Here is a 15,041-nt window from a genome sequence, read left to right on the forward strand (position 1 = left end):
AAGAGAAGAGTAGTGGGTGGCCTGATATAGTAAAGTAAGGAACCATTGTAAACTATGGGTGGCCTAATTTAGGGAAAACTGTTCAGGTTAAGTTCAGTTTACTTTTTATAGAATGAGCACTATCTCAGGAAAAGAGGGTAGTGATGATGAAAACAAGCTCACAAAAAAGCATTCTAAGCGCGTTCTTAGTAGGAACACTAATAATTTCTAGTAGTTATATAACGCAAGTTTCCGCTCAAGTGCCAACGAGTTATTCTGCAGAACAAGAAGTAATTACTGAAGCGGAATTAGCGCAGTTACTCGCGCCTATTGCTCTTTACCCTGATTCCTTGTTAACGCATATCTTAATTGCAAGTACATATCCTTTGGAGGTGGTTGACGCGGAGCGCTGGCGAACGCGTATTGGAGACATACAACCAGAAGATATTGAGTCGCGCAGTCGAGATAAAAGTTGGGATCCTAGCGTCAAAGCGCTTCTCCTTTTTCCAACCGTTTTAGAAAAATTAAGTAGTGAACTCGATTGGATGCAACAATTGGGCGATGCCTTTTTGGAAGATGAGGCGGCTGTTTTAGCAAGCATCCAATCGCTGCGGCAAAAAGCTGATGATGCTGGCAATCTAGCGCAAATGGACAACGTAAAAATTGTTCGAGAAGAAAAAGTCATCGTCATAGAACCAGAACGGACGGAGGTTGTGTATGTTCCATACTATGATACTCGCGTAGTTTATGGTAACTGGCATTGGGTACACTATCCGCCTGTTCATTGGCATTCACCACACCGTTACGCTTATTATAACGGCCCCTATTATTGGCACTCCGGTGTACATATTTCTGTGGGATTCTATTTTAGTGCATTTCACTGGCATAAACGCCATATTGTCATCAATCACCATCACAATCATTGGCATCACCCGCGGAAAAAAGTTGTCACTAGTCACCATGCGAAAAAGTGGATTCATGCGCCTAGTCACCGCCGAGGTGTAGCGTATCGTTCCGAACGTGTAGCTCACAAGTATCATAGTAAAAACGTTGTAACTCGTGCCCATCACCATAAAAATAAAGCGATTAAAGTTGATAAGCACGCCAAGTCTATTACAAATTATAGTAACCGCAGTACAAACCATCGCGATAAAGTGCACGCAAAAATTACTCACCGCAATAAGCATAAAGAGATAAATAGCGCACTGAAGCGGGATAAGCATATTGTAAAAAACAAAGCGATCAAAGTGTCATCTGCTAAGCAAAAAGCAGCATATCATCACAAATCGTCAATGACACAAGCAAAAACATCTTCTGTGAAGCAACATAGTTCGCAAAAATTGCACAAGAATAATAATTATCATCATCGGTCTGATAATGCTCGTGCTAGCAATAGTACAAAGGTTAAACCTAAGAGTAATAGCACTCACAACAAAGCAAGATCTCATAAAAAAACTTCATCCCAAAGGGGGCAGTCTTCAAGTCGTGGCAGCCAACGTGTGAAAAAGCAGCATCACTAATGGTTGCTTGTCAGTGGTCTTGAGGAAAGGAGCGTGGTTGTGTTGATAGAAATCAATGTACCAACAACCACGCAAAATCCTGATTAATTCTCTTGAATTGTGAGTTCTACAATGTCTTTCTTAGCTGAAATTATTTGTGTCAGCAATAAAGTCGAATCTTTTAAGTCACTAAAATATGCAACTTGAGAATTCACATGGCCAACTAGTTCAAATGATTGTTGTTTGATATGAAAGTTCCACAAACGTCCGTCATTATTGAAAGACCATATATCATCATTTTGTAATATAAATCTATTTGAGCCTACTTGAGCTAATAATTTGTTGATTAAGATCGGCCCAGATATTGTGTGTTGCCAAAATTGGTTTAACGTATCTAAATAAACTAATCCGGCACTGTCTGAAATTTGTGCCCATTTAACGGGGAGGTTTTGCACTATGGTTAAGTCTTTTGAAGCAAGACTAAATTTAGCGAGAGCAATTTCTCCGGCGATTCGTACTTGAACTAATAGTGAGTCGCTGCCAGTCCATTGAAAAACAGCCAATACTGGGTACGGCGTATTTATTAAACGTTGTGATTTATCTAAATCAATTTCAATCAACTGACCGTTCACCGTCGCAATCAAGCTGTTGCCTTGTGGGCTCCATACAAAATGAGTGAATAGGGAATCAGTATGAAAATTGGTGAGTTGTGTGAGTTTGTCGTTATCTCGCAACCAAAGTTGGGTGTCTCCGGTGCGGTCACTCATAAATGCGATTAGATGGCCATTCGGTTGAAATTGTGCATCCTGTTCAACATGTGCGGTTCTGTGAATGCTTCGATATGGTTGATGCACAGCATTAAAGCTGGCAAGTGGACTGAAATCAGGCTGATGTTGTTTCGCAAGTGCTTCAATTGAGGTTTGCGAAATATCTATATCGACTTTGCCTTCAGTTGCGAGAAGCTTTTTCCCTTCGGGTGAAAAAGAATAATTGTTCAAGTCGTTATATCTAAGTTGAGTAAGCTTGTTAACTTTACCGCTCAAAGACAATGAGTAAAGGTTCTTGCCGGTAGAAAATGCCAGCTGTTCACTGTGTGGGTCGTAAAATGGTTGGATCATTCTAAAAGGTGACAAGTTTTCAGGTCGAATAATCTCATGGCTTGCTGTGACACCTCCTTGTTGATCCAAAAGAGTCATGACATGTTTGCCAAGTCTATTAATGGCTAACACGTAAATTGTTTGCTTCTTACGCATGTAACCAAGATGATATATGGAAAGTTGTTGCGGTGCGTATAACGTTTTTTCTATCTTTGCGCCTGGCATATATTTAACAACTTGCCAATTGCCCTGAATTTTCTTCAGTACAGCGATATTGCCATTGTCTAACCAGATAGGGTTTGATAACTCACCATCGTTACAACTAACTACAACCTCTGGTTCTACTGGCGCGGACAGGCCTTTATTGATATCCAAGGTCATCAAGTTCCAGCAATGACGAATTATGGGTGTCTTGTTTTTATTTTTGGGTGTCTTGTTTTTATTTTTATGGTTATGAATGTCATGTTTGTCATTATTAACATCACTTCTATCGGCCGACTCATTATTTGTACAAGTGTCTTTGGCCATGAATGCTATTTTATTTCCATCTGGAGTAAACTGGTGTGGTCCATAAAAGCCTGTGCTAAGTGTGAGTTGATGCTCCACAGAATTCTTGATATCCCGCAGCCAAATATTGTTTGCACATAATCCGTCAAATCGATGGAAAATAATTCCCGTGCCGTCAGGAGTGTATGAGGCATTCGTTTCTTTAGCGTCACTCACCAATACAGGCGTTAAAGTATTAAACTCTAGATTGCGCGTGGCTTTTGGCAACATACGAAAACTACTAATGGCCAATATAGTTAATAGTATTGCTATTATGAAGTATCTCAATTGATACAAACGTTTCACCCAGCGGTGTTCTTTGGCTTCACTTTTAATTGGCGAAAGGTTTAACTCTGTTTGCGTTGGCTTTGTACTAGCGTTCAAATCAGCATCTGATTTTTCTGAACGGGGTTGTGGAACACTTTCATTTTGTTGTGTGAATACAGTGGATTCATTAGACTGCGAAGATTCGTCTATTTGTTGAGTAGTTTCTTCAAGAGAGTTCGTTGTGGCTACATTTGCTGTTGAAGCAGGTGATAAAGGTGAGTCAACAAATGAAATTTTGGCTTCAATGCTATAACCTTTTTTGGCATGTGTCTTAATGATTTTTTGTAATTTACTGCTGTCGTTCATTGCTTTGCGCAACTGAGCAATACACCGCTGTACCGAATTAGGTGATACAACCGTATCTTTCCACACTTGGTCCATTAACTCTTCGACACTCACTACATTCGGCGCATTTTCTACAAGAACAGTTAACACTTCGAGTGATTTTGGTGGCATATTTGAAACGGCAGCCTCATCGCTATTGTGGGTGTCTATATTCTTTGCGGATGAATCGGCAGAATCATGGGTGTCTATATTCTGTGCGGATGAGTCGGCAGAATCATGGGTGTCTATATTCTTTGCGGATGAATCGGCAGAATTATGGGTGTCTATAATCTGGTTTTTGCTAATATCGACCAAATATTCGTTAATGCGAAACTGGTGTTTCATCTTGTTTTTCTCAAACTTTCCTTTCTCCTGTGTTTACATTACCACAAAACGGGCAGCAGTTAGGAAGTAATAATTGCAACAAAAAGTCTGCTAACTTGTTGATGTTAGAGGATTCAGCGAAAAATCAGCTTTTATTAAGCGTAAATTCAAGGATTAAATTTTGTACGTTTTATCCTCATCATGGTTTTCCTAACGAGGGTACAAAAAAATGAAATTAAACGTGATGGCAACAACGGTGTTTGTTTGCTGCATGACATTTGGCGCACTCGCGCAAAACATAGCGACATCCGAACAATTAATAAAACAGATATATTTGATCAACGAATACCAGAACAAATTACTTATGCGAGGTTCAACCACTTCAGATGCTGATGCTTTGTTTAACATGTACAGCCAAGAGTTCATCTATGTACACGAGCAATACGGTGGTGAGTACACTAAACAGCAGTTGTATAGAAATACTGTTAAATACCTCAAAGAAGGACAATATAACTACACGACTGATAGATACAAGATTGTAAATATCATTCCTGGTCGGAAATCTGTCGCCGTGCAACGATTACAGCAAGCATCATCACAAGAAGATAAGGCGGAATACCATTTGGCTGTCTTCGAATTTGAAGGATTGAAAGTTAAAAGAATTACGGAGTTTTGGTAATGCAAAAATTAACAACGTATGTCGCCTGTATCTTTCTGGTTTTGGCATTAGGAATTAAAAAAACAAACGCAGGGCCCATGAAGGATGAATCATCAAATGTAGGCTTGGCAATCTTAGATAGCAATCCTTTGACTTACGGTAAGCAAATACTATTTCAGTCAAAATTCCTTGAAAGTGATGTTGAACTAAATATCTATTTACCTCAAACATTTGAAAGCAGTAAACACTATCAAACGTTTCCTGTTTTGTTTGTTAATGGCAGCCACGGCAACCAATTCTTTCATCAGGTCACAGGGATTGTCAGACATTTAACCTCTGTTGATCGTATGCCCGATTCAATTGTTGTTAGCCTGAATTACAGCGGGCATTTTCCGAATGTTTACACGAATGGCATGTGGCGAAAGTCTGAAATTAACGGTTACGGTCAAGTGGATAACTATATAAAGCACCTACAACAGGAGCTTTTTCCATTTCTTGAGCATCGCTACCGCGCTAATGATTATCGTCAAATTATTGGTGTATCTGGTAGTGCTTTGTTTCCGCTATATGCGCTTGTCAATCATCCTCAACTTTTTCAAGACTATATGTTCTTAGCGTCAAGCGATATGGTGGGCATGGGCTTTTCTCAGTCGGCGACTTTATATGAAGAAATCAACAATACGTTAGCGAAAAAGATTCGTGCAATTGGAGAACAACCAGGCATTGTTTATTTTGCCGAAGCCGACGATGACATAATTAACGATCCTGAATATCAAGAAAACTTTGCCAAGTTAAAAGGTGGTTTGCAATCTATCGAAACACCAAGTAAACAATTGATTATAGAAACATTAGACAATGAAAGACATTACGATGCGTTGCTAAAAGGTATGCTGTCATTCATAGAACACGTTTATCCTGAGTCGATCTGGGCACCCAAATATCGTGAACTTATCAAAGCCCCCGGTGACGCGTTGCAAAATATTGAAGATTACTACCAAACATTGTCTTCGCGATATGGCTTTACAGTGTATCCAAATGCAGATCGTTGGAATAGTGTGAATTGTCTTCGATTCATTACGCAAAAGTTGCTTAAGGATAATGAGTTGGAACAGGCGTTGACAATGGCTAAGCGATGGCAATTCTATATGCCAAATGACGTGCAGGCCATGCTAGTGACAGGCAAAATTCATCTCGCAAAACGCAATAAACAACAAGCACAAAATGTGCTAGAAAAAGCATTGAGCATAGCGAAAGCAAGTAAAGATTATCGTGAAAAAGAAATTGCAGAGTTATTGCAATCAATTGCAAGTTAACTCAGAAAAAATGGCCATTGATGTTGAATAGAAAATGTCAACATCGATGGCTGTGACGCGCAATGACTCAATGCATTAGTTTTCGTGTGATTAGACACAAAACTGTCAATAATATTTAACTTCAGTGTCATCCAAGAACATTACTTTACATAAAACCTCATATAGGAGCTTTTATGATAAAAGTAGATGAAGTTGTTGACCAAAATATGCCCAAATTGCAGCGCAAACCTTGGTTGGAAAAGCCTGTAAAAGCGATTCTTAAATCATTGTTGCACGAGAAAAAATTCCAAGAGTTTGAACAAAAGTATCCACATTTAACAGGGTTTGATTTTGTTGAGCAGACTTTATCTTACCTTAATGTGAGCTATTCTGTTCGAGACTCTGAACGCGAGAACATCCCTCAAAACGGACGCGTTGTTATCATTGCTAATCATCCAATCGGCTCTATCGACGGTCTAGCACTTATTAAACTCGTCAGTGATATACGCCGTGATGTAAAAGTCGTGGTAAATAGCCTGTTGATGTCGATAGAGCCACTAAAACCTTTGTTATTGCCAGTGAATAATATGGGCGGAAAAACCCCTAAAGAGAACCTTGTCGCGATAAATGAACACTTAGAAAGCGAAGGTGCCGTTATTGTATTTCCTGCTGGCGAGGTTTCACGGCTTAGACCCGAAGGTGTGCGCGATCCGAAATGGCAATCCGGCTTTCTTCGATTTGCTCAGCAAGCCAAAGCGCCAATTGTTCCTGTGTTCATTCAGGCCAAAAACTCAGCGACGTTCTACGGGATTTCGATGATGTATAAGCCTGCTTCGACGTTGTTGTTAGTAGATGAGATGTTTAAGCAGCAACAAAAAGACATCCCAATGCGTGTTGGACGTCAAATTCCTTATGACAGTTACCAGCAAGTAAAAGTTGATATTAAATCTAAAACAAAGTTGTTTAAACGTCACCTTTACCGATTAAAAAAGGACAATGAAGAGGTCTTTGCAACAGAGTGTGCAATTGCTCCGAAAGAGGATCGAAAGGTATTAAAGCAAGCGATTCGTGATTGCGAGTATCTCGGACAAACGAGTGATGGCAAACAGATCCTTTTGCATCGTTATAGTGAAAACGGTGCCATTATGCGAGAAATCGGCGTGTTAAGAGAATGTGCTTTTAGAGCCGTAGGTGAGGGCAGTGGATTACGTCGTGATAATGATAAATACGACAAGCATTACTTACATTTGATTTTATGGGATGATCAAGATTTGGAAATTGTCGGGGCTTATCGCCTAGCTGATACGAACGAGGTTATTGCTAAGCATGGTATTAGAGGCTTGTATACCCATACATTATTTGCGCTGAGCAATGATATGAACCCCTATTTGGCACAAGGATTGGAATTGGGACGAAGTTTTGTCCAGCCTAAATATTGGGGAAAGCGTAGTTTAGACTATTTGTGGTATGGCATTGGTGCGTTCATGCGTAAGTATCCAAAATACCGTTACTTATTTGGGCCTGTTAGCATGAGTAATGCGATGCCACAAGCCGCAAAAGAGTTGATGGTGTATTTTTATCAATTGTACTTTGGCTGTGAACAGGCATTAGCTCCATCTCGCTCTCCGTTTACGCTTCAGCAATCCTTGGTTGAACAGCTTAAGGTGCAGTTTACTGGGGATGATTACAAAACGGATTTTGCCCATCTCAAGTACTTACTCGCCAATATGGGGACAAGTGTACCGACACTTTACAAGCAATACAGTGAACTAACAGAACGTGGTGGGGTAAAATTCCTAGATTTTGGGGTAGACCGAGACTTTGCTGATTGCATTGACGGGCTCGTGTTGCTCGATATCACGCTACTGAAACCCAAAAAGCGAGCACGCTATTTGTCTGAATAAATCGCCATTATGAAAGTCATTTTAACTATTGTTAGGTGGCATTCGTTTATTAATATAATAAAAAGTTGGATATACGTTATGTTGAAAGCGATACTATGACACAACCTGTATTAACTAAGTTCATTAATTCATTAAGCGGACGAGAATCTTTTTATAGATATGCTCTAGTTGAATTAGGTCATTAATAGCGACATGCTCATCAACTTGATGAATTGAATGGTTTGGCACGCCAAGTTCAATCACTTGCGTACCAGCTGCCGCGATGAATCGGCCGTCGGAAGTCCCTCCAGACGTGGATAATTTCGGAAAGGTTTGGCACACATCAAAAACTGCCTGTTCAGCAATGGTTACCAACTGGATAGGGCTATGTTCGCTGCCTCGCGTGTAGTATGGATGGCATGGACGTTGCCAGTCTAGTTCGATACCCTGATGGTCAACCTGTAATTCATCGATTGCACTCAGCACGGTTTTCTTTACGCAGGCCTCAGAAAACTTGTGACTGTAGCGTACGTTAAAATGTACTTGGCTCTCACCCGGAATAATATTGTCAGTCCATTCACCAGTATCGATATTCGTTATCTGCAAACTGGAGCCTGGAAAATCTGCACTGCCTTCATCCCAAGAAATCTGACTTAGCCTTAATGCCAATTCAGCAGCACTGTGCGCCGCATTCATGGCAAATTGGGGATATGCAACATGGCCTTGCTTTCCTTTAACTGTTGCTTCACAGGAAATCGCGCCACGGCGACCAATTTTTATCGTATCACCGGTATTCTGTGTCGCACTTGGTTCTCCAACAATGCATAAATCCGGTAGTTCGTTTATGCGTTTTAGTAGATTCACTATTTCAATAGTGCCGTGTTCAGCTTCACCTTCTTCATCACTTGTTATGAGAAAGTAGAAACTATAGTCATCGAGGTTTAATCGACTTTTCACTTGGGCAAAAGCGCTTAACATGGCAGCAATTCCACCTTTCATGTCAGCAACGCCACGGGCATACAAGTTACCGTTTCTTATCTCAGGTGAAAATGGGGCGGTTGTCCATTTACTTAGGTCGCCCGGTGGCACAACATCTGTATGCCCAGCAAAGGCAATCCGCATATTTCCTACGCCAATTTTAGCAATTAAGTTGCTTACGCCATTTACCGTGAAACGGTGGCAGTCAAAACCGAGTAAGGATAACGCTTTTTCCAGAAAATCTTGGCAGCCATTGTCATTGGGCGTTACTGACTCTATCGCCAATAAAGGCATTAGATAATGGCTGAGCTTGCTGAGGTAAAATTGATCTTGTTGAGATTGAACATTGTGTTGTTGAGTTGCCCGCATAATTCAAACCCCTTGGCATATTACGCATAACTATCTTCTTTTGAACACATGACAGTTTGATGATCCTGTTATGACAAAGGGATGAAATTAGGTCGGTGTTGCGATGAAGAAACTACCTAGGCCTATGGTAAATAGAAACACTCCCCATAAAGAATGTTCAACGATAACAAGAGCGATGGATTTTGTTTGAACAAAGCGAAAGCTGAAAAGTAGACCGCCCATAAAGGAGAAAATAACGGCAATCCAATTACTGTAAATGATATGGGCAAAGCCAAAACAAATACTGCTTAGCCAAGCGCAAGTTAATTTGGAGGAGAAAAGCTTTTTAAACCGATGAAAAAAGTAAATACGGAAAATCACTTCTTGTGGTACCACAGACAGCAGCGGGTAGGCGACAATTAACACTAGCCACGAATATGTATGATTGAGAGGTAAGTCAAATAGTGTATTCGGCGTATAAAAATAGACAAAAATAATGGTTAAAATGGCCAGCGCCAGAAACGATTGCCACATCGGACGAAAATGTTTGCGTTGAAGTAACTTAGCCCTTTGCCATTGCTTTTGTAGTTTGTCATCTCGCCATAAAATCAAACTGCATAACAGCGCCACGCAAATTATGAATGGAATTATTAACGGTGCTAAAGGCTCTCTGAAAGCAAACAAACAAATTGGAATAATCCAGAATAGGCATAGAAATTCAACCCACCTAAATAGCATACACCTGCCTCATTTGAATAAACGGTACAATTTGCGGGAATAAATGTTGAAGTAATAATTCTCTAATAGCTAATTGTAGCCGAGCCTCACAGCTTTTCTGGTGTTAAATAGAATTGTCATAAAAAGTACATAATTAAAATTGATATAAAAAATTTCAGGGTGTCATTAAAGTGCCAAATTCGTGTCATGTTAATGTCACAACCAGTCGTTAACGTGGCAATTATGGCGATGCTCGATGATATTTATCAGTACGATCTGCGACTATTATTGTGGTGTAGAAAATCACGATACTACCCACCTTTTATAGCGCTAATCCGTACCATATCCAAAAGCGGTGATGGCTACATGCAGTTGCTGGTTCCATTATGCTGTTTATTTATTGCGCCAGAACTTGGCCAACCGTTTTTTGTACTTGCGCTACTGGCATTTTCGGTTGAGCGACCTATCTATTTTATATTGAAAAACTGGTTAAAACGGAGGCGGCCGCCAGAAGTTGTGCCAGATTTTACTAGTATTGTGATTGCATCCGACAAGTTTAGTTTTCCATCGGGTCATACAATGGCGGCATTTTGTTTAGCCGGATTATCTGTAATGTTTTTTGGGGCTGCTGCTGCTCCTTTATATCTATGGGCGTTATTGGTGGCAATTTCTCGAGTAATTTTAGGGGTACATTTTCCCACCGATACAGTTGCGGGAGCAGTTTTGGGCACGCTAATTGCGTACATAATGGTAAATATATGAACATATTATATGGAATTCAGGGCACAGGAAACGGGCATATTTCGCGATGTCGCGTAATGGCAAAATACCTTGCGGAACAACCTAACGTTAAAGTGACATACTTGTTTTCAGGCAGAGAGAAAAAGAAATTCTTTGATATGGAAGTGTTTGGTGATTACTTACACCGAGATGGACTGACGTTTGTCACCAAAGCAGGAAAAATTGATTACCTAGCCACGCTTCGAAAGAATAATTTAATTAAATTTTTGCGAGATATACGCCAATTAGACGTGTCCGAGTATGATTTGGTTATCACTGATTTTGAACCTGTGAGTGCATGGGCGGCCAAAAATTCAGGCGTCCCTACACTAGCGATAGGTCATCAATATGCATTTGGCTCGAATACGCCACTTGCGGGTGAAAATTTTATCGCGAAAATGATCATGAAGTATTTTGCACCAGCACAACAAGCATTTGGCTTACACTGGTCGAATTATGATGACAATGTACTGCCACCAATAATAGATGTTAGTTTACAAAAATCGTTAGAAAGCGGCCCGGTCTTAGTTTACCTGCCATTTGAAGACCAACAGGCAATAACTAAATTACTGAATACTTTTCCAGCGTTTGAATTTGTACAATATTCGCAAGATCTGATTGATAGGCAACAGGGAAATGTAGCGTTAAGAACTACTTGTCACGATGGATTTAAAGCGGATTTACAACGAGCTAGTGGCGTAATTTGCAACAGTGGTTTTGAACTCAATAGTGAGTGTATCCATTTAGGTATTCCTATTTTAACTAAACCTATCAATGGTCAAATGGAACAAGAGTCGAATGCATTGGCGATTGAACAACTTGGGTTGGGCAAAGTCATGCTAGAAATTGATAGTGATATCATTAGCGAATGGCTTAACAGTAAATGTCAGGCCAAACAGATGCGTACACCGGATGTTGCTTTGACGCTTGTCGAGTGGATCTTATCTGACAAAAGGCTCTCACAACGTGAACTATCTCAGCAGTTGTGGCAAAGCGCAGCGATGCTGGAATCGAGTGACGAGCTAAAAGAAGAGCCGTTAAGCAAAACAGCCCGTAGTTATACCAATTGATATATGATTCAATTGGTGTTGAATTAGCGTATTAGTTTAAGTAGCTTGATTTTCCAGTCATCAAATGGGGCGAAGCGTACTGGCAAATCCCTAAGAAAAGGGCGGTGTAATACTGATTTCAAATGGCTGAAACTATCAAAGCCTGCTTTTCCACTGTATTGACCCATACCACTAGGACCTACACCGCCAAACGGTAGTTCAGGTACTGCGTTAAACATGATGACGTCGTTGATACACTGGCTACCCGAGCTAATTTCAGAAACCCAATTGCTTACTTGTCTCTTGTTCTTGCTAAATATATAGCTCGACAAAGGTTTGTCGCGATGTTTCACAAATGATTTCGCACTTTCGAAACCGTCAATCGTGACAATAGGTAAAATAGGCCCGAAGATTTCGTTGGTCATTAGTGGACTATTATGCTCTGGGTCTAGCACTATGGAAGGCGAAATATAGCGTTGTTCAATATCTAATTGTCCGCCAAGTACTAAATCACCACTACCAAGGTAGCTTGCGATGCGTTCAGCGTGGCGATGATTAACGATTCTACCGTAGTGCTCACTAGTTTGCGGATTTTCACCAAACATAAGCTCGGTATGTTTTTTAAGTGCTTCGATTAGTTTAGGGGCGACACCTGACGTTGTTAAAATATAGTCTGGTGCGATACAGGTTTGGCCTGCATTTAGCCATTTGCCCCAAGCGATGCGTTGAGCCGCAATTTCGATGTCTGCGCTTTCATCAACAAATACCGGACTCTTACCGCCTAGCTCCAATGTGACAGGCGTTAAATGCTTAGCAGCTGCAGTCATTACGATACGGCCAACGGCGCCATTCCCTGTATACATAATATGGTCAAAAGGAATGTTTAGTAGCTCAGTGGTTTCTTCAACACCGCCTTCAACGACCGAAATTGCTTTGGTATCTAGATATTTAGGTACTAACTCAGCAATTGCACTGGAGACAGCAGGTGCAAGCTCAGAGGGTTTTATAACCGCACAGTTTCCTGCAGCGACTACCGCAATAAGTGGGGCTAATACTAACTGCAATGGATAATTCCAAGCGCCAATAATAAGCACAGTTCCTTTCGGTTCTGGTTTTATGTAGGAATAACCCGGCTGCACAACAATTGGGGTAGACACACGGCGCTTCTTTGCCCACTTATTGATATTTTTAAGTACGTGCTTAGCGTCATTAACTATGTATGATGTTTCGGTTAACCAAGACTCTGCTCGTGGTTTTCCAAGATCAGACTTTAGCGCATCAACTAATCGTTTTTCATTCTCAGCAACAAGTTTTATGATTTGCTGAAGCTGTTCCTTGCGCCAATTAATGTTTCTCGTGGTATTGGTATCAAAGTAGCTTTTATGTTGATTTACTTGATCAATTAGTGCCACAAGGCCTCCATGTACAGTTAGTTTTTGAACAATCAAATTTACTGTAATTTGAACAAGTGTGCAAAGTTATTTTAGCTTAAGTACCCAGCTTAATAACCTGAACATATGTTCGTAAATTTCGTTAGCGTCAACTTCACTGAAGGTTATACCTAAGTTTTTGTACTCCAGTTGTGTAAATACCGTAAGTAATATTTCAGCATCTATTTCTGCAGTATTCTTACTAAAATATCTGCACAAGCGACTAAACGGTGCTTTTAATGCATCACGATGGGTTTTGGCAAGTTGACGTAGTTCTGGTGTTGTTTGTACGTACGTGAATAGGAGTTGTTCAACCGCTAACGTAATCGGTTGGTTTTTAACTTTGTCGAGCAAATAATTTGTGGCCAATTCAGTGAGTGTTTCTCGCAATTCTTCTTTTAGTGATACCTTGCGCAATTCCGTCTTTGAATAGGAATCTAATATATCGAATGTCTGTTGCCACGCAAACTGGGCTTTGGCCATAGTATCAGCGGAGTTTAGTTGGAACGCTTGATGGACGAGTTCCTGTATATCTTTAAAATAGTAGGTAGTGAGCGAAAGCTGTAGTCCGGCATGCTTGGCAATCGCTCTGTGCGTGGTACCTTTTATGCCTTGCTGCGCAAGTACTTCAACTGCGGCATGTAGAATCTGTTTGCGTGTTTGTTCACCTTTGGTACGGCGTTTGACGGTGTTTTTTTCCATAATAGCTGTCATTAATTGTTACTCCCTTGTTAACAAAGTTACAAATTATCTGGTTTTACTGAAATTTTCAATGGGATTTTGAGACATTACAGCTATTTGTGAAGCATTAATTTTAGCTATCTTATAATCTTTTTGTTGCCATACACTATTTAACCACTGTTGAAAGTGATTTTTAAAACTGGTATCGCCAAAGTAGTCGCCTATCAAATCAGGCGTAATATCAATTAATTCAATATCTATAACGATGCGTGAGAGTTTGCCCGCCAACATGTCTTTCATTATGTGGCCTGGGTTGTCAGGATAGACAATAGAGATATTAACTATTTTATCGAACTGTTCACCAAGGGCGGCTAGTGTAAAAGCAATACCTCCAGCTTTAGGTTCCAATAAATTGTTAAAAGGCGACTGAGTATGTTGTTTTTTCTGTTTGGTAAATCTTGTACCTTCGACAAAATTGATAATCGCCGTTGGATGCTCTTTAAAGCTTTGGCACGATCGTCGTGTTGTTTCAATGTCGGTACCTTTGAGATGCGGGTTTTTTTCTAAAAACTCTCGGCTATAACGTTTCATAAAAGGCATGTCTAATGTTTTACATGCCATACCTAAAAAGGGAATATGTTTCAAAGAGTCTTTAAGAAAATATTTGCCTGTTGAGGTGTGTTTACGAGTGAAAGCAGAAAGCACAAAGATATCTAACCAGCTTTGATGATTTGCTATGATCAAATACCACGAAGATTTGTTTAACGAAAAGTTTCCTGTTACTTCCCAGTCCACCTTATTGCACATATTCATTATGACAAAATTAGACTGTGCCCATAGTGCATATACTGCATGCATAGGCTTATATAATAATTGATGAAATGGTTTAAGCGGGATTAAAAAACGCAAAACACCGCCTAACATGATTAATGTTCCACAAAATGCTAGGTTTGCACAAAACAGAATAAAGGAAAGCGGCATCAAAAGAAATTTAGGCAAAAATGAAAGCATCTATCGTTAAATTCAGTGGATTGTGACAGATATTTTAACGATTTATGAAAGGGAAGTGTACGGTTTTCTTTGTCACATGTGTACGCTGAATAATAGTGATTCTAATTGGTGTGGTTGA

General features: G+C 40.1%; 12 protein-coding genes. 6 read left to right on the forward strand and 6 right to left on the reverse strand.

What is annotated here, in order from left to right:
• Nucleotides 1-143: 143 nt before the first annotated feature.
• Complete coding sequence (locus ACSLUK_RS10785; RefSeq protein ID WP_448548591.1) at nucleotides 144-1,499, forward strand: DUF3300 domain-containing protein; 1,356 nt, start codon at nucleotides 144-146, stop codon at nucleotides 1,497-1,499.
• An 83-nt stretch (nucleotides 1,500-1,582) separates the two neighbouring features.
• Here the strand turns inward: ACSLUK_RS10785 and ACSLUK_RS10790 are convergent, their stop codons facing one another.
• Complete coding sequence (locus ACSLUK_RS10790) at nucleotides 1,583-4,117, reverse strand: winged helix-turn-helix domain-containing protein (RefSeq protein ID WP_448548592.1); 2,535 nt, start codon at nucleotides 4,115-4,117, stop codon at nucleotides 1,583-1,585.
• A 208-nt stretch (nucleotides 4,118-4,325) separates the two neighbouring features.
• On the opposite strand from ACSLUK_RS10790, the gene ACSLUK_RS10795 reads away from it, so the two are divergent.
• The 3 genes from ACSLUK_RS10795 to olsF all read left to right on the forward strand — a co-directional run bounded on the left by ACSLUK_RS10795 (nucleotide 4,326) and on the right by olsF (nucleotide 7,950).
• Nucleotides 4,326-4,775 carry a hypothetical protein gene (locus ACSLUK_RS10795; protein WP_448548593.1) on the forward strand — a complete coding sequence of 150 codons (450 nt, stop codon included), beginning with the start codon at nucleotides 4,326-4,328 and terminating at the stop codon, nucleotides 4,773-4,775.
• Complete coding sequence (locus ACSLUK_RS10800) at nucleotides 4,775-6,067, forward strand: alpha/beta hydrolase (RefSeq protein WP_448548594.1); 1,293 nt, start codon at nucleotides 4,775-4,777, stop codon at nucleotides 6,065-6,067. The genes ACSLUK_RS10795 and ACSLUK_RS10800 overlap by 1 nt, the downstream gene beginning before the upstream one ends.
• 173 nt (nucleotides 6,068-6,240) lie before the next feature.
• Nucleotides 6,241-7,950: a bifunctional ornithine lipid synthase OlsF gene (gene olsF / locus ACSLUK_RS10805; protein ID WP_448548595.1), complete on the forward strand. Its 1,710-nt coding sequence runs from the start codon at nucleotides 6,241-6,243 to the stop codon at nucleotides 7,948-7,950.
• A 123-nt stretch (nucleotides 7,951-8,073) separates the two neighbouring features.
• On the opposite strand, the gene dapE is transcribed toward olsF, so the two are convergent.
• Nucleotides 8,074-9,276: a succinyl-diaminopimelate desuccinylase gene (gene dapE, locus ACSLUK_RS10810; RefSeq protein ID WP_448548596.1), complete on the reverse strand. Its 1,203-nt coding sequence runs from the start codon at nucleotides 9,274-9,276 to the stop codon at nucleotides 8,074-8,076.
• An 87-nt stretch (nucleotides 9,277-9,363) separates the two neighbouring features.
• A complete protein-coding gene (locus ACSLUK_RS10815; protein WP_448548597.1) occupies nucleotides 9,364-9,993 on the reverse strand; it encodes a CPBP family intramembrane glutamic endopeptidase in 630 nt (209 codons plus the stop codon).
• A 192-nt stretch (nucleotides 9,994-10,185) separates the two neighbouring features.
• Between ACSLUK_RS10815 and ACSLUK_RS10820 the strand changes: the two genes are divergently transcribed.
• Together ACSLUK_RS10820 and ACSLUK_RS10825 are read left to right on the forward strand one after the other, a co-directional pair.
• Nucleotides 10,186-10,734 carry a phosphatase PAP2 family protein gene (locus ACSLUK_RS10820; protein WP_448548598.1) on the forward strand — a complete coding sequence of 183 codons (549 nt, stop codon included), beginning with the start codon at nucleotides 10,186-10,188 and terminating at the stop codon, nucleotides 10,732-10,734.
• Nucleotides 10,731-11,822: an MJ1255/VC2487 family glycosyltransferase gene (locus ACSLUK_RS10825; RefSeq protein ID WP_448548599.1), complete on the forward strand. Its 1,092-nt coding sequence runs from the start codon at nucleotides 10,731-10,733 to the stop codon at nucleotides 11,820-11,822. The genes ACSLUK_RS10820 and ACSLUK_RS10825 overlap by 4 nt, the downstream gene beginning before the upstream one ends.
• A gap of 23 nt (nucleotides 11,823-11,845) precedes the next feature.
• Here the strand turns inward: ACSLUK_RS10825 and ACSLUK_RS10830 are convergent, their stop codons facing one another.
• The 3 genes from ACSLUK_RS10830 to yihG all read right to left on the reverse strand — a co-directional run bounded on the left by ACSLUK_RS10830 (nucleotide 11,846) and on the right by yihG (nucleotide 14,923).
• On the reverse strand, nucleotides 11,846-13,213 hold the full coding sequence (locus ACSLUK_RS10830) for an aldehyde dehydrogenase family protein (RefSeq protein WP_448548600.1): 1,368 nt from the start codon (nucleotides 13,211-13,213) through the stop codon (nucleotides 11,846-11,848).
• Nucleotides 13,214-13,279: 66 nt separating this feature from the next.
• Nucleotides 13,280-13,945 carry a TetR/AcrR family transcriptional regulator gene (locus tag ACSLUK_RS10835; RefSeq protein WP_448548601.1) on the reverse strand — a complete coding sequence of 222 codons (666 nt, stop codon included), beginning with the start codon at nucleotides 13,943-13,945 and terminating at the stop codon, nucleotides 13,280-13,282.
• A gap of 33 nt (nucleotides 13,946-13,978) precedes the next feature.
• Nucleotides 13,979-14,923, reverse strand: coding sequence for a 1-acylglycerol-3-phosphate O-acyltransferase, YihG family (yihG, locus tag ACSLUK_RS10840; RefSeq protein ID WP_448548602.1), 945 nt, complete (start codon nucleotides 14,921-14,923; stop codon nucleotides 13,979-13,981).
• Between the last annotated feature and the right edge of the window lie 118 nt (nucleotides 14,924-15,041).

This window comes from Thalassotalea fusca, from assembly GCF_053485835.1.